Here is a 19326-nt window from a genome sequence, read left to right on the forward strand (position 1 = left end):
CTGTTCGACGCGGTCAAGGCGGGCGACTTCGGGGGCTACAAGGCGTTCGAGGACCGGCTGCGCGTGCACATGGACCGCGAGGACAACGGCCTGTTCCCCGCCGCGGCCGTGTCGCTCGACGGCCCGTCCTGGGACCGCATCATGGAGCTTGCCTGACGCCTGCCGGATTTTTGTGAGCTCCCAGCTCACGAAGCACCGCCCAGACGCCCGCCAGACAGCAGTTTGTGAGCTCCCAGTTCACGAAGCACCGCCCAGACGCCCGCCAGACAGCAGTTTGTGAGCTCCCAGCTCACGAAGTGCTGCCCAGACGCCCGCCAGACAGCAGTTTGTGAGCTCCCAGCTCACGAACGGCAGCGCGATGGCTGCGGATGGTCGCGGCGATGAGCGTCAGCCCCGGAAGGGTCGGCGCGACGGCATACCGCCGGTGGAGTCGGTCGGCTTTGTCGCGGCACGAGCAGTGATCGGGTCGTGATCCCGTATGTCGAGCGTGGCCCTCGCCCAGGTTGCGCGCGTAACGTCAAGGTATGCCCGCCGTCGCTGAACACCCTGACACCACCGGAGCCTCCCGCGCCGCGTCCTCGCCGAGCGTCGCGCAGCGGCCGGTGGAGGCCTTGCGCCAGGTCAAGCCCAAGCTGCGCGGGTGGCTGCACGCCGGCATGACGCCGGTGATATTCTTCGCCGGGCTGGTGCTGTGCGTGTTCGCGCCGACGCTGACGGGACGCATCGGCAGCGCGATCTACCTGGTGGCGGCGCTGCTGCTGTTCGGCACGAGCGCGACCTATCACCGCGGCACGTGGAACGAGAAGGTCTACGCGGCGTTCCGGCGCTGGGACCACGCCAACATCTACGTGTTCATCGCCGGTAGCTACACCCCGCTGGCGCTGCTGCTGCTCGAGGGTCGCTCCCGCGTGATCCTGCTGTCGCTGATCTGGGCGTGCGCGATCGCGGGCGTGCTGTTCCGCACGCTGTGGATCGACGCGCCGCGATGGCTCTACACCCTCCTGTATGTCGCGATGGGGTGGGCCGCGGTCGGGTGGCTGACGCAGTTCTGGGCCGCCGGAGGCGCGGTGACGGTCATCCTCATCGCGGTGGGCGGTCTGCTCTACACCGGCGGCGCGGTCTGCTATGGCCTGAAGCGCCCCAACCCCTCGCCCACCTGGTTCGGCTTCCACGAGGTGTTCCACGCCTGCACGATCCTGGCGGCGATCGTGCACTACATCGCCATCGCCTGGGTCATCTTCAGCTGACGCGCCAGCCTCACGCACCCCCGCACCCCGCACACCCGCTGGCCGCATTGGTCACCAATCCCGTGTGGACGCCCATTGTGAACGTTCCAAAACGTTATTGGTGACCAATGGCGTGCGCTGGCGGGCCGGGGTCAGAGGCGGCGGGCGCTGGCGGGCCGGGGTCAGAGGCGGCGGGCGCTGGCGGGCCGGGGTCAGAGGCGGCGGGCGCTCGCGGGGCGGGGTCAGAGGCGGCGGGCGATGCGCTGGGCGCACTGCACGACCTGGTCAGCCAGGTCGGGGCGGGTGTTGTCGCCTACGTAGCTGACCGCGACGGCGGCAGGGACGTGGTGGCCGAGCAGCGGCGCCGCAATCGCCTGCACGCCGTCGAGCACCTCGCCGTTCGTCTGAGCCCACCCGCGCCGGCGACAGCGGACGGCGCCCTCGGGGTCGTCGGAGGCGGGGGCGTGCTGGGCCAGCAGCGCCAGGCCGGGGGCTCCCCGATCGATGGGGTGGACCGTGCCGACCCGGTGGGTGAACATCGTCCCCGGCGTCGTGGGCTCCGCCACCATCAGCGTGACGCACTGGGCGCGCTCCTCCACGACGAGGAAGGCCGTCAGGTCGACCTCGTCCGCGAGCGCCCGCAGGTGCGGCGTCGCGATGGCCCGCAGGTCGGGGTCGAGGGTGCGGGTCAGCGCCACGAGGCCGTAGCCCAGGCGGAACCGGTCCGAGTCGTCCCGCGACACCAGGCGGTGCTCCTCCAGCGTGCGCAGGAGCCGGTAGACGATCGACCGGTGCAGCCCTGCCGCCTCGGCGACCTGGGCGATGGTCAGCGGGCGGGGCGCGGCGGCCAGCACCTCGAGCAGCGAGAGCCCGCGGTCCAGGGTCTGGCTGCCGGACGGCTTGCCTCGGGACGTGGCCTCGGACGTGCTGTCGGCGGGCGCGGTCATGACGGATCCCCTCTTGCCGGTGCGCGGTTTCCGCCATACAGTCGTGAAAACCGATAAACGCACTTGCGACTCTATATGAGAACTCCCCGCGTGGGAACTCACGCGGTGCACCAGCGCAGCCACGACGACACAGGAGTCCCCATGGCCAAGCCCTTCGCCTCGTCCGCCGACCTCGGCCCCAAGGAGCAGACGCTCGAGGTGCTGGCTGATGGCGTCTACGCTCTGACCGCGGAGGGCGACCCCAACATCGGGGCGGTCGAGGGCGAGGACTTCGTGGTGTGCTTCGAGGCGCTCGCGACCCCCGTCGCCGCGCGCGACTGGCTCGCCAAGCTCCGTCAGCACACCGACAAGCCCGTGCGGTGGCTCGTCCTCAGCCACTACCACGCGGTGCGCGTGCTCGGCGCGAGCGCCTTCGACGCGGAGACGATCGTCGCGCACCACATGACCAAGACCCTCATCGACGAGCGCGGACAGCAGGACTGGGACAGCGAGTTCGGCCGCATGCCAAGGCTGTTCAAGGAGCCCGAGTCCATCCCCGGGCTGACCCACCCGGACCAGACCTTCGACGACGAGCTCGTCATCCCGCTCGGCGGCGACCGCGGCGACGTCGTCCTGAAGTACTGCGGCCGCGGCCACACCGCCGGCGACATCATCATGTGGATCCCCAAGCACAAGGTCCTCTTCGCGGGCGACCTGGTCGAGTCGCAGGCCGCGCTCTACACCGGCGACGCCTTCCACCGCGACTGGTCCACGGGCACCCTCGACCAGATCAAGTCGTATGGCGCGGAGCACCTCATCGGCGGGCGCGGCGCCATCGCCCACGGGCGCGAGGAGGTCGAGGCGGCCATCGAGCAGACGCGAAACTTCCTGACGACGATGCGGCGCGAGGTCGGGGCGGTGCACGAGCGCGGCGGCACGGTCAAGGAGGCCTTCGAGGCGACCCACGCGGCCCTCGCCCCCAAGTACGGCAAGTGGCCGATCTTCGAGCACTGCGCGCCGTTCGACGTGCAGCGCGTGTGGGACGAGCTCGACGGCATCGACTGGCCGCGCATCTGGACGGCGGAGCGGGACCGCGAGGTCTGGGACAAGCTGCAGGACTGAGCGACTGATCGACGCGACCGCGAATCTAACCTGAGAGCAAGGACATCGACGTCATGCCTCACGAATCCACCACCCCACCAACGCTTTCCGACGACCAGAGGGTCCTCGTCATCGGGGCGGGACCCGTCGGCCAGACCGCGGCGCTGCTGCTCGCGGGCTGGGGAGTCCCGGTGCTGCTGCTGGACTCTCGTCCGGAGCGGGACCCGATCGGCTCCAAGGCGCTGTGCCAGCAGAGGGACGTCCTGGACGTGTGGGACCACGTCGGCGCGGGTCGCCAGGTGGCGGACGAGGGGCTGACCTGGACGCGGGCGCGCACCTTCTATCGCGACACCGAGCTGTTCTGCCAGGGCTTCGTGGACAAGGGGCGGTCGCCGTTCCCGCCGTTCGTCAACATCAGCCAGACCCGCACGGAGGAGCTGCTCGACCAGCAGATCGCCCGCTCCGCACTGATCACCTATGCCTGGGGGCACCGGGTCACCGGCCTGCGCCAGGACGCCGACCACGTGACGCTGACCTGCGAGACCCCTTCCGGCACGGTCGATCTCACGGGGTCCTATGCCGTCGCGGCGCCCGGCTCCAAGGGCGGCCCGATCCGCGACCTGATGGGTCTGACCTTCGACGGCCTGACCTTCGACGACCAGTTCCTGATCTGCGACATCCGCGCGTCCCTGCCGGGGTGGGAGCAGGAGCGGCGGTTCTACTTCGACCCCGCGTGGAGCCCCGGCCGTCAGGTCCTCATCCACCCGTGCCCCGACTCGACCTACCGCATCGACTGGCAGGTGCCGCCGGACTTCTCGCTGAAGCAGGACGAGGCGAGCGGCGGGCTGGACCGACGGATCCGGCAGATCATCGGGGCGGACAGCGACTACGAGATCGTGTGGAAGTCGCTCTACCGCTTCCACGCTCGCCAGGTCGACCGGATGCGCGTGGGACGCGTGCTGGTGGCCGGCGACGCGGCGCACCTGGTGTCGCCGTTCGGTGCGCGCGGCCTCAACTCCGGGGTCCTCGACGCCGAGAACGCCGCGTGGAAGCTCGCCTTCGTCCTGCACGGGTGGGCCGACGAGCCCCTGCTCGACAGCTATCACTCCGAGCGGCACGCCGCCGCCGCGGAGAACCTCGAGGTCACGTCGCGCACCATGGCCTTCCTCGTGCCGCAGACCCCCGAGGAGCACGCCCGCCGCCTCGACATCCTCGAGAACGCCGTGCTCAACCCCGAGGCCCGCGGCCAGGTGGACTCGGGTCGGCTGTCCGAGCCATTCTGGTACGTCGACTCCGAGCTCACCACGCCCGCTGCCGATCGCCCGTGGCCCGGACGCCCGCCCAAGGGCGAGGACCCCGAGCCCGTGCCCGGCGTGCTCGTGCCGGACGTCCCCATCGCCGGTCCGGGCGGTGTGCACCGGCTGCGCGAGCTGGCGCGCCGCGGCCTGGTCGTGCTCGTCGGCTCCGACCTCGACCTGGGCGCCTGCGAGGACGCCGTCGACGGGATGCGGTGCGGCGTCACGGTGGTCACGCTGGACGAGGTCGACCCCGAGGGCGTGGTCGCCGCGTCGCTGCACCTCCACGGGCGGCAGGCGGTCGTCATACGGCCCGATGCGCACATCGCCGCGATCGTCACCACCCCGGCCGAGGTCGGCGCGGCCGTCCGTCGCGTCCTGCGCCGCTGACGCGCTTGTGGTCGACGCCGCCCTTTGACTCAGGCGTGCGGCAGGAGCATCGTCACCGTCAGCGTCGTGGGCTCCAGCGCCCGCACCGCGTGCCGCAGCATCGGCGTCAGGTGCAGCAGCGCCCCGGGGGCGAGCTCGACGGTGCGGTCGGGCAGCTCGAAGGTCACGCGCCCCCGCACGACCTGGATCAGGACGGGGTGGCGCGCCGCGTGCTCCTTGAGCTCGTCACCCTCGGCGAACTCGAAGGCCACGACCTTGGTGCTGTCGTTGTCGATCACGGCGGTCGCGCCGGGTCGTCCGCCGCGCGACGACGACCGCCCCCACACCTCCTCGACCAGCGTCGACGTGCCGTCGGTGGTGCCGGGCCGCCGGTCCGGGCCGTCCCCCTGCTCGACGTGGCCCTCGGTCGGGTCGCTCATGTCGTGCTCCTCTCGTCGGTGCAGCCATCCTCGCAGCCGTGAGCGCTCCTCGGCCGGGCGCGTGCGCCCCGCTGCGGCTCGCGAGGGCCGGGTAGGCGATAAGGGTGATCCACAGCAGGACGTTCAGGCAGGCCGCCGCCACGACGAACCAGGCCCGGACGTCCCCAGAGATACCAATGGCCAGTGATGCTTCGATCGCCATCGCGAATGACGCCTGGGCAAGCAGGGCCATCCCCCAGCCGATTCGTCGATCGACGCCACCATGAGTCATGACCGCCAGCAGGATCGTGAGCACCGCGACAGGGAACATGTACCGCTCGTGCATCCTCGTCTGCACCATGAAGAACGTGAAGAAGAAACTGGTGCCGAGCCAGATCGGGGACGCTGCTCCCTTCAGCCGGAGGGCATAGGCAGTCAGCCCGGCGAGCAGACACACCAACGCCACATTGCCCCAGGACCGTGCTGTCAGCGGACCGAACATCGTCGTGTCCCAGACCCAGCTGCGCCCGCTCACGATCATCCACACGTTGGACGCACCCAGCGTCGTCGCTCGGTAGAGGTCGCTCGCCTCACGCAGCTTGTCGTGAAGCTGCCACCTGGCACCGACCCCGGGCAGGCCCATGTCGAACGGAAGCATGAGCAGCTGCGCCCAGATGACACCGCCGAGCGCATAGCGGACGGTCCTTGACAGAGCTCGCCGATCAAGGCGTGACCGGATGAGCCACGCAATGAGAAATCCAATGAAGAACACAGCCAGCTGGGGCTTGATGAGGCAAGCCCACGCGGCGAGCGCCCCGCTCAGCTCAGGGCGTTGGCCCGATCGTCCGTAGGACATCACCGCCAGGACGAGCAGCAATGCCGACAGCGCATCCCATTGCCCCCAGATCGAGCTCACCATGATGATCCCGGGCGAGACGGCGATCAGCGCAGCGCCGGGCCAAGCCCCCCCCCCTGCTGCTGGTTCTCGCCCACCAGAACACGGTGAGGAGCAGGCAGAGGTCGACGAGGACGGCGCACGACTTGAGAAGCACGAAGTAGGTCTGCGAATCGCCCAACAACCCTGCCCGATCGGCCATCACGGCCAGGACCCCGTGAAAGAAGAGATCCCCCGGCAGGTGATCCGCTACACCGCTCGCCTCGTAGAAGTGAGACCACGGCTGGGAGGCGAGAGACATCCCCCACCCGTGAAAGATCCCCCGGTCAAAATCGTGGCCGGGCGTCCCCCAGGCCAGGGCGACTCGCAGCAGAACTGCCACCGATATGACCGACAGACACGCACGACGCGTCGGTTCCCAGCGCACGCATCTCCCCCTAACGATGTGAACCCGTCAGCGTGGGGCCGGCGCTTCGTGACGCGGGAGGCGTCGATGAGGACGTGGACGTGGTTGACCGGCGGCTGCGCGCTCACCCTACCCCCAGCCAGGGGTTCTGACCCGCCATCCCCTCGTCGCCCATGACCTCGGATCGGCGGAGCGGATGACAGGTCTGATGAGGCGTCTGGACGGGCCGGCAGAAGCAGCAGACGGCCATACGTCAGGTGGCCCGTCAGAGGGCCAGGTGACCGCGCAGCGAGCCGTCTCGCGCTCCGCCCGTCGCTCCCCGGCTCCACTACGGTCGAGGCATGTACCGGACGCCGATGATCACGCTGTACACCGACGATCTCCCCCGCCTCTCCTCGTTCTACGAGGGGCTCGACTTCCACGTGACCTTTCGCACCCCCTCCCACGGAGACCCCGTGCACGTGGAGCTGACGCTGGACAGGGTCACGATCGGGATCTCCACCGTCACCGCCGCCCGGGAGGACCACGGTCTGGACCCACAGCTCGGCGGTCGGCCCGTGGAGATCGTGCTCTACTGCGACGACGTCGACGGCGAGGTCGCCCGGCTGACCGCGGGAGGCGCTCCGCTCCTGTCCGAGCCGCATCCCTTCCAGGGTGGGCGGACGCGCGTGGCCTGGGTCGCAGACCCCGACGGCAACCCCGTCCACCTCGTGCAGGTCACGGCCGACAAGCACCTCTGACGGCGTCCGCTGGCTCCTGGGCTCAGGCCCAAGACGTCCACAGAGCCTGACGGCCGCGTGGGGTGGCCGCGGACGCGGCCGGAGGTGGGTGATCAGCCGGCGGGCCAGGTGAAGGCGGTCGCGCCGGACGCCTCGACCTGCACCCGCGGCTCGCCCGACACGTCGAGCGTGACCCTTATGACGGCAGCGGGGTCGCCCTCCTCGGGGGCGCCGGCGGCGGGGCGCGACTCGTAGGTGAAGCGTTCGTTGCTGAGCTCCACCACGCTCGTGCGCGCACGGACGAGCCAGGGGTGCTGGCGACGCACCGCGATCAGCCCCTGGTGCACGTGAAGCATCCACTCCCCCAAGGTGCTCAGCTCGGCGGGGGTCGCGGGCAGCGGTGGGCGGACGGCGTCGTCGCCGCCCTCGCGGTCCTCCTTGACGCCCTCGAAGGCCTGCTCGTCGCCGTAGTAGAGCGAAGGCGTCCCGCCCACCGTCATGAGGCAGGCCACCGCGAGCACCGTCGCGGCCGGACCCACCCGCGAGGCGATGCGGGTGACGTCGTGGTTGCCAACGAAGGTCATCGGCACGACGTCGCCGAGGAGCGCGCCGTGCCGCTCGAGGGCGTGGGAGAGCTCGTAGAAGTTCTTGTCGTTGAGGGAGGACCAGAGGGCCTTCCACAGCTCGTACTGCGTGACGGAGTCGAGCGTGGACTCGCGCACGATCGCGGCGTAGTCGCCGTGGATCACCTCGCCCACGAAGGTCGCGTCGGGGAACTCCGCCCGCACGCGCGGCAGCACGCGCGCCCAGAACGCCGGCTCGACCGCGTAGGCCGCGTCCAGCCGCCACCCGTCGATGCCCCGGCGAAGCCAGTGGAGCATGACCTGGGCGACCAGGTCGACGACCTCGTCGTGCGCGTGGTCGAGCGCGACGAGCGACCCGTGCCCCTCGAAGACGTCGGGTCGGGGCCCGCCGTCGGCGTCCCAGTCGATGCGGAAGTGCCGGGCCGCGTGCGACTCCCGGCCCTCGCCGAGGGCCTGCTGGTAGAGCGGGTGCTCGAGCCCGACGTGGTTGAAGACGCCGTCGAGCATGACCCGCAGGCCCCGGTCGTGCGCCCGCTTGACGAGCTCGTCGAAGTCACCGTCGTCGCCGAGGCGCGGGTCGATGCGCAGGTGGTCCGTCGTGTCGTAGCCGTGGGTCGTGGAGGCGAACACCGGCCCCAGCTGGAGCCCGTTGGCGCCCAGCGAGATCGCGTAGTCCAGCCACCCGTCGAGCCGCTCGAGCGGGTGGGCGACCACGCTCTCGTCATACGGCTCCCTGATGGGCGCACCCACGGCGCCCAGGGGATAGACGTGCCACCAGATGACGTGCTCGGTCCAGGCCATGCCCCCGAGTCTGCCGCATCCGTGCGGACCGGCGCGGGACGCGTCAGTGGCGCAGGCGGGGCGCGACGTCGTCGCGGGCTCCGACGAGCTTGTCCAGCAAGGTGACCAGCACGTGCTGCTCGGCGGGGCTCAGCGCCGCGGCCCAGGCCTGCTCCCGCTCGTGCTGCGCGGCGAACAGGGTGCGGATCTCCTCCACCCCGCGTGGCGTCAGCCCCAGCCGGACGGAGCGGCCGTCGTGGGGGGCGGGCTCGCGGCATACGAGCCCGTCGTCGACCAGGCCGCCGGTGAGGTTGGAGACGGCGGCGCGGGTGAGGCCGGTGAGCTGGGCGACGCGCTTGGGCTCCATCGCGCCGGCCAGCCACAGGACGTAGAGGATGCGGAAGGCCGACCAGGACCGGCCCGCGGGGCGGTGGATCGAGGACTCGAGGTCGTAGGTGACGATCCCGGACGCGCGGTTGAGCGTGAGGAGCAGCTCGGTGGCCCCGGGGTCGGCGTAGCCGGCGTCCGTGAGGCGGTCGCGTGCCTCGCGCACGAAAGACCAGAAGTCCAGCTCGCTCATCACGCCCCCTGGTGCCTGTCGGACCCATCCGCTACAGTCCAGATAGTACACCGATGTATCAGTTGCGCGAGAGACGAGGCGTCATGGCTCACTACCGCACCGCGGGCAGCATCCCGCCCAAGCGCCACACGCAGCACCGCACCCCCGAGGGCGACCTCTACTACGAGGAGCTCATGGGTGAGGAGGGCTTCAGCTCGGACTCGAGCCTGCTCTACCACCGCTACATCCCCAGCGCGATCGTCGACGTGCGCCCCTGGGAGCTGCCGGACCAGACGCTCACGCCCAACGACCCCCTGCTGCCGCGCCACCTCAGGACCCACGACCTGCCCGCCGAGGCCGAGGGCCAGGGCCTCGACGCCGTCCGCCACCGACGTCTGCTCCTGGGCAACGGAGACGTGCGGATCAGCTATGTTGCGGCGACCGAGCCCAGCCCGCTCTACAAGAACGCCATCGGCGACGAGTGCTGCTACGTCGAGTCCGGGACGGCCACCGTGCAGACCCAGCTCGGGCACGTCGACGTGCACGAGGGCGACTACGTGATCATCCCGCGCGCGACCATCCACCGCTGGGTGCCGACGGGCGACGAGCCGGTCCGCGTCTACGCCATCGAGGCCAACAGCCACATCAACCCGCCGCGCAGCTACCTGTCCAAGCACGGGCAGCTGCTCGAGCACGCCCCCTACTGCGAGCGCGACTTCCGGCACGTCAGCGACCCGGTGATGGTCGACGAGCAGGACGTCGAGGTCTACATCAAGCACCGCGGGCGGGGGCCGTCCGGCATCGACGGCACGATCCACGTCCAGCCCCAGCACCCCTTCGACGTGATCGGCTGGGACGGCTGCCTCTACCCCTACGTCTTCAACGTGGCCGACTACGAGCCCATCACCGGTCGCGTGCACCAGCCGCCGCCCGCCCACCAGGTGTGGGAGGCCAACAACCTGGTCATCTGCAACTTCGTGCCCCGCAAGGTCGACTACCACCCGCTCGCGATCCCCGTGCCCTACTACCACTCCAACGTCGACAGCGACGAGGTCATGTTCTACTGCGGCGGCGACTACGAGGCGCGCAAGGGGTCCGGCATCGGGCAGGGCTCGATCTCGCTGCACCCGGCCGGTCACGCGCACGGCCCGCAGCCCGGGGCCTACGAGCGCTCGATCGGGGCCGAGTTCTTCGACGAGCTGGCCGTCATGGTCGACACCTTCCGCCCGCTGGACCTCGGCGAGGCCGCGCTGGCGACCGAGGACGACCGCTACCCCTACAGCTGGTCGGGCGGGCGCCGGCTGGGTCAGGGATGATCGGCCGTATGACGGACGCAACCGACGCACCCGGGGCCCCCGCACCGCTCGCGACCCAGCCGCTCGTCGCGGCGCTGGTCGACGACGCCGGCCTGTTCCCGCCCACCGCCCTCGCGATGGACGACGCCGTCGCCCGCCACCGGGCCGACCTGGTCGCCGCCCACCCGGTGCACACCGGCCGGTTCCTGTGCCCAGGGAGCAGGCTCGACGAGCTGCGCCAGGCGCTGCGCGAGGGGGAGACCGTCGACGTCGGCGTGATCCTCGACCAGCCCCTCGCCTCCCTGCCGGGGCTCGCGACCTCCCTGGTCGGCGACCCGCGCCTGCAGCTCGGCGCCGTCGAGCTGCGGCTGCCCCTGGACCAGCCGCTCGACGAGGCGATGGGCGCGGTCGTGACGTCGGCCAGCGCCCTGCCCGACGCGGTGTCGACGTACGTCGAGATCCCCCTCGCCCAGGCCGACGACGGCGAGACGCGCGCTGCGCTGACCGCGGTCCACGAGGCGGGCCTCGGCGCCAAGGTCAGGTGCGGCGGCGGGACCCCCGACCTGTTCCCGAGCATCGACCAGCTCGCCGACTTCCTCGGTGCCGCAGCCGAGCTCGGGGCGCGCTTCAAGTGCACGGCAGGCCTGCACCACGCGCTGCGCTACACCGACGAGCAGACGGGGTTCGAGCATCACGGCGTGGTCAACATCCTCGTCGCGCTGCTGCGCGCCCAGGCCGGCGCCGACTCCGCCCAGGTCGCCGAGGCGCTCGGCAGCACCGACGCCGACGCCCTCGCGGCCGAGGCGCTCGCCGCGAGCGAGGACGCGCAGCGACGCGTGCGGGCGGGGCTCGTGGCCTACGGCTCCTGCAGCACCGGCGCACCGGTCGAGGACCTCGCGGCCCTCGGCCTCACCTCGCCCGTCGAGGTGCTCGAGCTGCGCGACCCCACCCAGCAGGTCGACCAGCAGCAGTAGCGCCCCCGCATCCGTAGCCGCGCCCACACCCGTAGCCGCGCCCCACACCCGTAGCCGCACCACGACGACCCAGCACCCCCACCTGACCTACGCCACCCGCACCGAGCCACCACAGCCACCTCAGCCACCAAGAAGGAGCTCACGTGACGACCACCTGGGTCGACATCCCGCAGGACAGCCCGTTCGGCCTCGACGCCCTCCCCTACGGCTCGATGGACACCGGCGACGACTTCGCCCACCTCGGGGTGCGCATCGGTGACCAGGCCCTCGACCTCACGGAGGCCGCGACCGAGCTGCCCGGCGAGTGGTCCGACGTCGTCGAGGAGAGCAACCTCGACGTCCTGCTCGCGGCAGGACCGGAGGCGTGGGAGCGGCTGCGCGGCGACATCCAGACCTGGCTATCCGACGAGGCCCACCGCCCCGTCGTCGAGAAGTACCTCGTCGACCTGGAGGGCGTCACGATGCTGATGCCGTTCACCGTCGGCGACTACGTCGACTTCTATGCCTCCGAGAACCACGCGTCCAACATCGGCCGAATCCTTCGCCCCGACTCCGAGCCCCTCACGCCCAACTGGAAGCACCTGCCGATCGGCTACCACGGCCGCTCGCAGACCGTGATCGTGTCGGGCTCGGACATACCACGGCCGCAGGGCCAGCGGCGGACGCCCGACGGCGACGTCGTCTTCGGCCCGTCGATCCGCCTCGACATCGAGGCCGAGCTGGGCTTCGTGGTCGGCGTGGGGTCAGAGCGCGGATCCTCCGTCGCCGTGAGCGAGTTCGACCAGCACGTCTTCGGCGTGACCCTCACCAACGACTGGTCCGCCCGCGACATCCAGGCGTGGGAGTACGTCCCCCTCGGCCCCTTCCTCGGCAAGTCCTTCGCCACGTCGATCAGCGGCTGGGTGCTGCCGCTCGCGGCCCTGCAGGACGCTCGGATCGAGCCGCCGGCCCGCGACGTGCCGCTGCAGGACTACCTCAAGGACGTCCCGGACCAGCCGTGGGGCCTCGACATCGACATCGAGGTGCGGCTCAACGGCGAGGTCGTCTCCCGCCCGCCCTACGCCCAGATGTACTGGACCGGTGCGCAGATGCTCGCCCACACCACCATCAACGGCGCCTCCGTGCGCACCGGGGACTTCTACGCCTCCGGCACCATCTCGGGCAAGGAGGTCGACCAGCGCGGCGCCCTCATCGAGATGACCTGGGGCGGGCGCGACCCGATCACCTTGTCCGACGGCTCCACGAGGACGTTCCTCGAGGACGGCGACGAGATCGTGCTGACGGCCACCGCACGCGGGCGCGACGGCCGCCGCATCGGCCTCGGCGAGTGCCGCGGCCGCATCACCCCTGCCCGCTGACCTCTCCACCCTGCGGGGGAGCCGTCCCACGGATCTCGTCCGCGAGACGGATCCCCCGCCCAGGGTGGGGCCCTAGGTTCGAGTCATGGACAACACGCCGACCAAGACCACCAGAAAGACCACCAAGCAGAACGCCATGACGATCGCCCTCGCAACGGCCATCGGTGTCGTCCTGGCGATGACCACGGACAACTGGAGCCTGCTGGCCATCGCCGTGGCCGTCGGCTGCGTCTTTGCCGGGCTGCCCCTCGTCGGGCGCCGCAAGGACCAGCCCACCGACGCGCCCACCGAGGGTCGGGACGACTCCACCCCCACCCCGCTGCGCAGCTGAACGCCGCCCTGCGCCCGCTGCCCGCCGCCTTACCCGCACCGGCCCAGGCTGCGGGCGCTCCGGCATACCGGCCGCTTGGCGTCAGGTCACGGTCAGGACACGCTCAGCCTCAGGTCCCACCCCGGACGAGACCATATGCGCGTCGTTGCATAGTGTGTGCCGACGTCGCGCCCGCGACCGCCCGTCATCACCACGGCGGCCCCGATCTCGCACGAACGGACCCCCATGAACGCGATCCACGACGGCATCCTCGTCGCCAACGACAAGCTGACCTGGCTGCTGATCGTCCTGCTGGCGGCCGCCGGCATCCTCTTCACCCTGTGGAGCAAGGGCGCCCAGTTCCGCCGCTTCGGGACGATGGTCAAGGTGGCCATCGGCTCGCGCAGCGGCGGCGGGGAGGGCATCTCCAGCTTTCAGGCCTTCTGCATCTCGCTGGCGTCCCGCGTCGGCACCGGCAACATCGTCGGCGTGGCCATCGCCCTCGCGCTGGGTGGTCCGGGCGCGATCTTCTGGATGTGGGTCATGGCCTTCCTTGGCATGGCCACCGCGTTCGTCGAGGCGACGCTCGCCCAGCTCTACAAGGTGCCCCACACCGACGGCACCTTCCGCGGCGGCCCGGCCTACTACATGCAGCGCGGCCTGAAGTCCCGCCCGATGGGCATCGCCTTCGCCATCTGCCTGATCTTCACCTTCGGCCTGGCGTTCAACATGGTGCAGGCCAACACGATCGCCGGCGTCGTCGAGGGCACGTGGGGCATCCCCACCTGGATCACCGCGATCGTCCTGGTCGTCATCACCGCGGCCATCGTCCTCGGCGGGCTCAAGTCCGTCGCCCGCGTGACGGAGTACATGGCGCCGCTGATGGCGCTCGCCTACTTCCTGCTCGCCCTCACCGTGCTGGTGCTCCGCATCGGCGAGGTCCCCGACGCCATCGGCGACATCTTCAAGGGCGCCTTCGGCCTCGACCAGGCGCTGGCCGGCACCGCCGGCGGCATCGTCGCGGCGATGCTCAACGGCGTGAAGCGCGGGATGTTCTCCAACGAGGCGGGCATGGGCTCGGCCCCGAACGCCGCGGCCGCCGCCACCACCTCGCACCCCGCCCACCAGGGCATGGTCCAGGCGCTCGGTGTCTTCATCGACACGATCATCGTCTGCACCTCGACCGCCGTGATGATCCTGCTGGCCGGCCCCGAGGTCTACACGCCCGGGGTCACCACGCGCGACCAGGCGGCGACGCTCACGCAGACCGCCCTGGCCAGCGAGCTCGGCTCGTGGGTCGCCCCTGTCATGGCCTTCCTGATCTTCGTCTTCGCGTTCAGCTCGGTCATCGGCAACGAGACCTACGCCGAGGTCAACATGGACTTCATGCGTGGCGGCAAGGTCGGCGCGTTCGCGATCCGACTGCTCACCATCGGTGCCGTGGCCTGGGGCGCGCTGCAGAGCCTGGCCTTCGTGTGGGACCTGGCGGACCTGGCCATGACCTTCATGGCGGTGCTCAACCTGGTCGCCCTCATGGCGCTCGGCAAGCACGCGATCGCCGCGCTGCGCGACCTCGAGTCCAACCCGGACCCGGTCAACGCGGGCTTCGACCTCGACGACAACCCCTACATGCCGGACGACGTCCCCGGCGAGGTGTGGCGCCTTCGCCCGGGTCACGCGCCCGGCCAGTGGTTCGCGCCCAACGACGTCCACGAGGACGCCGACGTCTGACGGCAGGGCCCGAGGCGGTCGTCAGCACGTCCCGTCCGGGAGCGCCCCCTTGACGAGGAAGGTCTTGCCCTCGTCGCGCGACTCCAGGTCGTAGACGATCGCCTCGCGGCTCTGCCCCCTGGGCTTCGGCTTGCGGTCGAGCCCCACGGTGACGTCCTTGCCCTTCTCGTCGAGCATGCGGACGTCACCGACGCTGCACACGCGCATGGAGGTCACCGGCCGGGGCCAGATGGAGTACTGCACGCGCTTGATCGACTCGAACCTGCGCTGGCCGACCATCCGGTTGCCGCCGGCCTCGATGCTGCGGCTCATGGCGTTGTGCTGCTCGAGATACTCCGGGGTGAGGAAGTCCGCCGAGGCCACCGGCCCGTCGACAGGGAGCTTCTCGAGCTTGCGCAGCGCGGCCTCGGAGGCGGTGAAGGCGTTCTGCAGGGCCTCCTCCGAGCCACCGGCGGCGGCCTTCTCGGTGCTGCACCCGGCGGCCCCGAGGGCGACGGCGGCGAGGACCCCGACGACGACGTCGGCGCGAGGGCGGCTGGGGCGGTGCGTCATGGCTGCGGTCTCCCGGGGTGGAGGGCGGAGCGCTGGCCTGCAGCGCCCACGGGCACGGTGCGTCGTGACGCTATCGGCCCGCCCGCCGTCCCTCTACCCGTGAGTAACTACGCCACCTGCCTGCACCACTCCAGTCGCTGTACGTCGTCATACGACCACTCCCCGGCTCCAGGACCTCCCTCAGGTAGGCACATCCGCCCGGGTTGGCACGCCAGGCCGATGTGACGACCTGAGGTAGTCACACCAGCCCGGGTCCGGCAGATCGACCCGGCTTCGACACATCGACCGGCCTTGGGAACATCAGCCTGGGGGACTAAGGCGGGTCGATGTGACTACCTGAGGTAGGTCTAGATGTCGACGGTGAGCTCGTGGCGGGGGTTGAGGTCGTCGGGGCCGCCGTAGTTGCCGCCCGGCGTGACGATCGTGCCCGCCTCGCCCTCGATCATGGCGGCCACGTCCTGCAGCCGGCCGATCCCGGCGAGGTCGCCGGTGAGCTCGACGAACCGGCACACGGCCTCGACCTTGGGGCCCATCGACCCCGCCGGCAGGTCCATCGCCCGCAGCATCCCCGGCGTCGCGCGCGTGATCGGCCGCTCGTCGTCCGTGCCGAAGCCCTCGACCACGTGCGCCACGTCGGTGAGGATGAACAGCGCGTCCGCCTCGAGCGCCTCGGCGAGCCGCCCGGCGGTGAGGTCCTTGTCGACGACCGCCTCGACGCCCTTGAGCTTGCCCTTCTCGTCCCGGATCACCGGTATGCCGCCACCGCCCGCACAGACCACGACCGCACCGGACGACAGCAGCAGCCGGACGATCCGGGTCTCGACGATGCGCTGCGGCGTCGGGGAGGCCACCACGCGGCGCCACCCCTTGGTGTCCTGCTTTACGGTCCAGCCGCGCTCGTCCGCCTTGGACCGCGCCTCGGCCTCCGAGTAGGTCTCGCCGACGAACTTCGTCGGGTCGGCGAACGCCGGGTCGTGCGCCATCACCAGGGTCTGGTTGACCATCGCGGCGACCTGTCGGCCGGGCAGGGCGTTCTGCAGGGACTGCAGCAGCCAGTAGCCGATCATCCCCTGCGTCTGCGCACCCAGCGTGTCGAAGGGGTAGGGCTCCGACAGGGCCGGGTCGTTGGCCGACTCCAGCGCCAGCACCCCCACCTGCGGGCCGTTGCCGTGGGTGATCACCAGCTCGTGCTCCTCCGCCAGCGGCGCGAGGGCGCGGGCGGCCGCCTTGGCGCGCTCGAGCTGGGTCGAGGCGTCGGGCTTCTCGCCCCGCTCGAGCAGGGCATTGCCGCCGAGGGCGACGACGATGCGCACGGGTCAGTCCCCCAGGGTGGCGACCATGACCGCCTTGATCGTGTGCATGCGGTTCTCCGCCTGGTCGAAGACGATCGACGCCTCGGACTCGAATACCTCGTCGGTGACCTCGAGGGCCTCCATGCCGGTGGCCTGGAAGATGTCCTCCCCCACCTTGGTGGCCCGGTCGTGGAAGGCCGGCAGGCAGTGCATGAACTTGACCTGCGGGTTGCCTGTCGCCTCCATCGTGGCCTTGTTGACCTGGTAGTCCTTGAGCAGCGCGATCCGCTCGTCCCAGACCTCCTTGGGCTCACCCATCGACACCCACACGTCGGTGTAGAGGAAGTCCGCGCCGCGCACCCCCGCCTCGACGTCGTCGGTGATCGTGATGCGGGCACCGGTCTGCTTCGCGATCCCGCACGCCAGGGCGACGACCTCCTCGGTGTTCTGCAGCGACGTCGGCGCGACCATGCGCACGTCCATCCCGGCCATGGCGCCGGACACCAGCAGCGAGTTGCCGACGTTGTTGCGCGCGTCACCGAGATAGGCGAAGGCGATCTGCGACAGCGGCTTGTCCGAGTGCTCGGTCATCGTGAGCTGGTCGGCGAGCATCTGGGTGGGGTGCCACTCGTCGGTCAGGCCGTTCCACACCGGGACGCCCGCGAACTCCCCGAGCGTCTCGACGAGCGACTGCGCGAAGCCGCGGTACTCGATGCCGTCATACATGCGCCCCAGCACCCGCGCGGTGTCCTTCATCGACTCCTTGTGCCCGATCTGCGAGCCCGTGGGCTCGAGGTAGGTCACCCCCGCGCCCTGGTCGTACGCCGCGACCTCGAAGGCGCAGCGCGTCCGGGTCGAGGTCTTCTCGAAGATCAGCGCGATGTTCTTGCCCCGCAGCCGCGGCTGCTCGGTGCCGGCGTACTTCGCGGCCTTGAGGTCCGCGGACAGCTTCAGCAGGTGCTTCCACTCCGCGGGGGTGAAGTCCACCTCCTTGAGGAAGTTGCGGTGGCGCAGGGTGAACGACATCAGATGTCCTCTCGCTCGATGGGGCAGCTCATGCAGCGCGGGCCGCCACGGCCCCGGCCCAGCTCGCTCCCCTTGATGGTGACCACCTCGACACCGTTGTCGCGCAGGTGGTCGTTGCTCGTGGTGTTTCGCTCGTAGGCGATCACCACGCCGGGCCGGACGGTGAGCACGTTGCAGCCGTCGTCCCACTGCTCCCGCTCCGCCGCCGCCAGGTCCTGGTCGGCGGTCAGGGTGCGGATGTCGTCGAGGCCGATCGCTCTTGCGATCGCCCTGTGCATGTCCTCGGGTGCGTGGGACCGGACCCGCAGCCGGCCGGGTTCGTCCCCCGGGGTCAGGGTGTATGCCGGGAGCATCCCCAGCCCGGCGTACTTCGTGAAGGTGTGCTCGTCGACCATCGACATGACGGTGTCGAGATGCATCATCGCCCGACCCTGCGGCATGGCGATCGCGACGACGCTGGTGGCGGCGTGCGCGTTGAACAGCTGCTGCGCCAGGCGCTCCACCGCCTGCGGGGTCGTGCGCTCCGACATACCGACGAGGACCCCGCCTCGCCCCAGCACGTGCACGTCGCCGCCCTCCATCGAGGCCAGCCCGGTGCCGAGGCCGTCCGACCAGCGGGTGAGGGAGTGGTCGCCGCCGGACAGCTCCGGGTGCCAGTGATAGATCGCCTCGTAGTGCAGGGACTCGCGCACGCGCGCCGTCATGCGCATCGAGTTGATCGACACCCCGCCGTAGACCCAGCAGGTCGTGTCCCGCGTGAACAGGTGGTTCGGCAGCGGCGCCAGCACGAACTGGTCGCGCCCCATCGAGTGCAGGACCAGCGAGGCGGGCTCGTTCGGCATACGGCCGAGCATCTCCTGCTTGGTGATCCCGCCGATGAGCACCGAGGCGAGCTCCCCGGAGCCCATGCCGGACAGGACCTCGAGCATCGGGTCGATGGCCTGCGGCCCGAAGACCTCGTCGTCGAGGAGGTGGTCGAACAGGAACTGGCGGGCGGCCGGGTGCTCGAGCGTCTCGGTCAGGATGTCCTGCAGGTAGAGGACCTCCACGTCGAGGTCGCGCAGCGCCTGGGCGAACTCGTCGTGCTCCTTCTGCGCCTCCTCGAACCACGGCAGGTCGTCGAAGAGCAGGGCCTCCTTGTTGCTCGGCGTGAGGCGCGCCAGCTCACGGTCCGGGCGGTGCAGCAGCACCCGGCGGAGCTGGCCGACCTCGGAGCCGACGTAGGCTCTGCGCTCGCTCGTCATCTGGGTTCCCTCGCTCGCTGGTTCTGGGTGGATCGCCCTCGCTCGAAGGCTTCCCCGCCGTGGTCCGCCCCTATCAAAGCGCAGAGCGGGCCCTGCGCCTACACCGGGGAGGGTGCCGATCTCGCTGGTCAGAGCGGGTGGTGAGCGTTCATGCTGCACCGGGTCGAGCGGCACACGGTATGCCGCAGATAGGTATGCGCGGCAGCGAATCCCACCAGATGACGGGCACCCGGACGTGAGACGACCGCCAGGGGGGCATACGGTG

At 70.6% G+C, this 19326-nt stretch carries 17 protein-coding genes; 9 read left to right on the forward strand and 8 right to left on the reverse strand.

Annotated features, from left to right (window positions below; translation table 11 throughout):
• Nucleotides 1-524: 524 nt before the first annotated feature.
• A complete protein-coding gene (trhA, locus tag K313_RS0115810; protein WP_019287305.1) occupies nucleotides 525-1247 on the forward strand; it encodes a PAQR family membrane homeostasis protein TrhA in 723 nt (240 codons plus the stop codon).
• 221 nt (nucleotides 1248-1468) lie between these two features.
• Here the strand turns inward: trhA and K313_RS0115815 are convergent, their stop codons facing one another.
• Nucleotides 1469-2173: an IclR family transcriptional regulator gene (locus tag K313_RS0115815; RefSeq protein ID WP_029212433.1), complete on the reverse strand. Its 705-nt coding sequence runs from the start codon at nucleotides 2171-2173 to the stop codon at nucleotides 1469-1471.
• 141 nt (nucleotides 2174-2314) lie between these two features.
• Between K313_RS0115815 and K313_RS0115820 the strand changes: the two genes are divergently transcribed.
• Both K313_RS0115820 and K313_RS0115825 read left to right on the forward strand, forming a co-directional pair.
• The gene (locus K313_RS0115820; protein WP_019287303.1) at nucleotides 2315-3274 is read left to right on the forward strand and encodes an MBL fold metallo-hydrolase; all 960 of its coding nucleotides are present in this window, start codon (nucleotides 2315-2317) and stop codon (nucleotides 3272-3274) included.
• 53 nt (nucleotides 3275-3327) lie between these two features.
• Complete coding sequence (locus K313_RS0115825) at nucleotides 3328-4938, forward strand: FAD-dependent monooxygenase (protein WP_029212434.1); 1611 nt, start codon at nucleotides 3328-3330, stop codon at nucleotides 4936-4938.
• A 29-nt stretch (nucleotides 4939-4967) separates the two neighbouring features.
• Here K313_RS0115825 and K313_RS0115830 read toward each other — a convergent pair whose 3' ends face one another.
• Nucleotides 4968-5357: a cupin domain-containing protein gene (locus tag K313_RS0115830; protein ID WP_029212435.1), complete on the reverse strand. Its 390-nt coding sequence runs from the start codon at nucleotides 5355-5357 to the stop codon at nucleotides 4968-4970.
• A gap of 1621 nt (nucleotides 5358-6978) precedes the next feature.
• On the opposite strand from K313_RS0115830, the gene K313_RS0115845 reads away from it, so the two are divergent.
• Nucleotides 6979-7377: a VOC family protein gene (locus tag K313_RS0115845; RefSeq protein WP_029212437.1), complete on the forward strand. Its 399-nt coding sequence runs from the start codon at nucleotides 6979-6981 to the stop codon at nucleotides 7375-7377.
• Between the two features lie 92 nt (nucleotides 7378-7469).
• Here K313_RS0115845 and K313_RS0115850 read toward each other — a convergent pair whose 3' ends face one another.
• Complete coding sequence (locus K313_RS0115850; protein ID WP_029212438.1) at nucleotides 7470-8741, reverse strand: alpha-amylase family protein; 1272 nt, start codon at nucleotides 8739-8741, stop codon at nucleotides 7470-7472.
• Between the two features lie 43 nt (nucleotides 8742-8784).
• Nucleotides 8785-9300, reverse strand: a complete 516-nt coding sequence (locus tag K313_RS0115855; RefSeq protein ID WP_034253695.1) for a MarR family winged helix-turn-helix transcriptional regulator — start codon at nucleotides 9298-9300, stop codon at nucleotides 8785-8787.
• Nucleotides 9301-9383: 83 nt separating this feature from the next.
• Between K313_RS0115855 and K313_RS0115860 the strand changes: the two genes are divergently transcribed.
• The 5 genes from K313_RS0115860 (at nucleotide 9384) to K313_RS0115880 (ending at nucleotide 14947) form a co-directional block, all read left to right on the forward strand.
• Entirely contained in the window at nucleotides 9384-10595 is a 1212-nt protein-coding gene (locus K313_RS0115860) for a homogentisate 1,2-dioxygenase (protein ID WP_029212440.1), read from the forward strand.
• An 8-nt stretch (nucleotides 10596-10603) separates the two neighbouring features.
• Nucleotides 10604-11548, forward strand: a complete 945-nt coding sequence (locus tag K313_RS0115865; RefSeq protein WP_029212441.1) for a hypothetical protein — start codon at nucleotides 10604-10606, stop codon at nucleotides 11546-11548.
• 143 nt (nucleotides 11549-11691) lie between these two features.
• Nucleotides 11692-12906: a fumarylacetoacetase gene (fahA, locus tag K313_RS0115870; protein ID WP_029212442.1), complete on the forward strand. Its 1215-nt coding sequence runs from the start codon at nucleotides 11692-11694 to the stop codon at nucleotides 12904-12906.
• Between the two features lie 85 nt (nucleotides 12907-12991).
• On the forward strand, nucleotides 12992-13237 hold the full coding sequence (locus tag K313_RS0115875) for a hypothetical protein (protein ID WP_019287444.1): 246 nt from the start codon (nucleotides 12992-12994) through the stop codon (nucleotides 13235-13237).
• 225 nt (nucleotides 13238-13462) lie between these two features.
• The gene (locus K313_RS0115880; RefSeq protein ID WP_029212443.1) at nucleotides 13463-14947 is read left to right on the forward strand and encodes an alanine/glycine:cation symporter family protein; all 1485 of its coding nucleotides are present in this window, start codon (nucleotides 13463-13465) and stop codon (nucleotides 14945-14947) included.
• A gap of 21 nt (nucleotides 14948-14968) precedes the next feature.
• On the opposite strand, the gene K313_RS0115885 is transcribed toward K313_RS0115880, so the two are convergent.
• The 4 genes from K313_RS0115885 to K313_RS0115900 all read right to left on the reverse strand — a co-directional run bounded on the left by K313_RS0115885 (nucleotide 14969) and on the right by K313_RS0115900 (nucleotide 19061).
• Nucleotides 14969-15499 (reverse strand): hypothetical protein, encoded by a 531-nt coding sequence (locus K313_RS0115885; protein ID WP_029212444.1) that lies wholly within the window; start codon nucleotides 15497-15499, stop codon nucleotides 14969-14971.
• A 347-nt stretch (nucleotides 15500-15846) separates the two neighbouring features.
• Complete coding sequence (locus K313_RS0115890; protein ID WP_029212445.1) at nucleotides 15847-16812, reverse strand: carbamate kinase; 966 nt, start codon at nucleotides 16810-16812, stop codon at nucleotides 15847-15849.
• Between the two features lie 3 nt (nucleotides 16813-16815).
• Nucleotides 16816-17817, reverse strand: a complete 1002-nt coding sequence (gene argF, locus K313_RS0115895) for an ornithine carbamoyltransferase (RefSeq protein ID WP_029212446.1) — start codon at nucleotides 17815-17817, stop codon at nucleotides 16816-16818.
• Nucleotides 17817-19061, reverse strand: coding sequence for an arginine deiminase (locus tag K313_RS0115900; RefSeq protein WP_029212447.1), 1245 nt, complete (start codon nucleotides 19059-19061; stop codon nucleotides 17817-17819). Before K313_RS0115900 ends, argF begins: the two co-directional genes overlap by 1 nt.
• Between the last annotated feature and the right edge of the window lie 265 nt (nucleotides 19062-19326).

Source organism: Arsenicicoccus bolidensis DSM 15745 (assembly GCF_000426385.1).
Lineage (GTDB): Bacteria > Actinomycetota > Actinomycetes > Actinomycetales > Dermatophilaceae > Arsenicicoccus > Arsenicicoccus bolidensis.

What these genes read in the sequence shown, in the direction of transcription:
- trhA (WP_019287305.1), top strand. Translation starts at nt 525, where the DNA reads ATGCCCGCCGTCGCTGAACACCCTGACACCACCGGAGCCTCCCGCGCC.
- K313_RS0115815 (WP_029212433.1), bottom strand. Translation starts at nt 2,173, where the DNA reads ATGACCGCGCCCGCCGACAGCACGTCCGAGGCCACGTCCCGAGGCAAG.
- K313_RS0115820 (WP_019287303.1), top strand. Translation starts at nt 2,315, where the DNA reads ATGGCCAAGCCCTTCGCCTCGTCCGCCGACCTCGGCCCCAAGGAGCAG.
- K313_RS0115825 (WP_029212434.1), top strand. Translation starts at nt 3,328, where the DNA reads ATGCCTCACGAATCCACCACCCCACCAACGCTTTCCGACGACCAGAGG.
- K313_RS0115830 (WP_029212435.1), bottom strand. Translation starts at nt 5,357, where the DNA reads ATGAGCGACCCGACCGAGGGCCACGTCGAGCAGGGGGACGGCCCGGAC.
- K313_RS0115845 (WP_029212437.1), top strand. Translation starts at nt 6,979, where the DNA reads ATGTACCGGACGCCGATGATCACGCTGTACACCGACGATCTCCCCCGC.
- K313_RS0115850 (WP_029212438.1), bottom strand. Translation starts at nt 8,741, where the DNA reads ATGGCCTGGACCGAGCACGTCATCTGGTGGCACGTCTATCCCCTGGGC.
- K313_RS0115855 (WP_034253695.1), bottom strand. Translation starts at nt 9,300, where the DNA reads ATGAGCGAGCTGGACTTCTGGTCTTTCGTGCGCGAGGCACGCGACCGC.
- K313_RS0115860 (WP_029212440.1), top strand. Translation starts at nt 9,384, where the DNA reads ATGGCTCACTACCGCACCGCGGGCAGCATCCCGCCCAAGCGCCACACG.
- K313_RS0115865 (WP_029212441.1), top strand. Translation starts at nt 10,604, where the DNA reads ATGACGGACGCAACCGACGCACCCGGGGCCCCCGCACCGCTCGCGACC.
- K313_RS0115875 (WP_019287444.1), top strand. Translation starts at nt 12,992, where the DNA reads ATGGACAACACGCCGACCAAGACCACCAGAAAGACCACCAAGCAGAAC.
- K313_RS0115880 (WP_029212443.1), top strand. Translation starts at nt 13,463, where the DNA reads ATGAACGCGATCCACGACGGCATCCTCGTCGCCAACGACAAGCTGACC.
- K313_RS0115885 (WP_029212444.1), bottom strand. Translation starts at nt 15,499, where the DNA reads ATGACGCACCGCCCCAGCCGCCCTCGCGCCGACGTCGTCGTCGGGGTC.
- argF (WP_029212446.1), bottom strand. Translation starts at nt 17,817, where the DNA reads ATGTCGTTCACCCTGCGCCACCGCAACTTCCTCAAGGAGGTGGACTTC.
- K313_RS0115900 (WP_029212447.1), bottom strand. Translation starts at nt 19,061, where the DNA reads ATGACGAGCGAGCGCAGAGCCTACGTCGGCTCCGAGGTCGGCCAGCTC.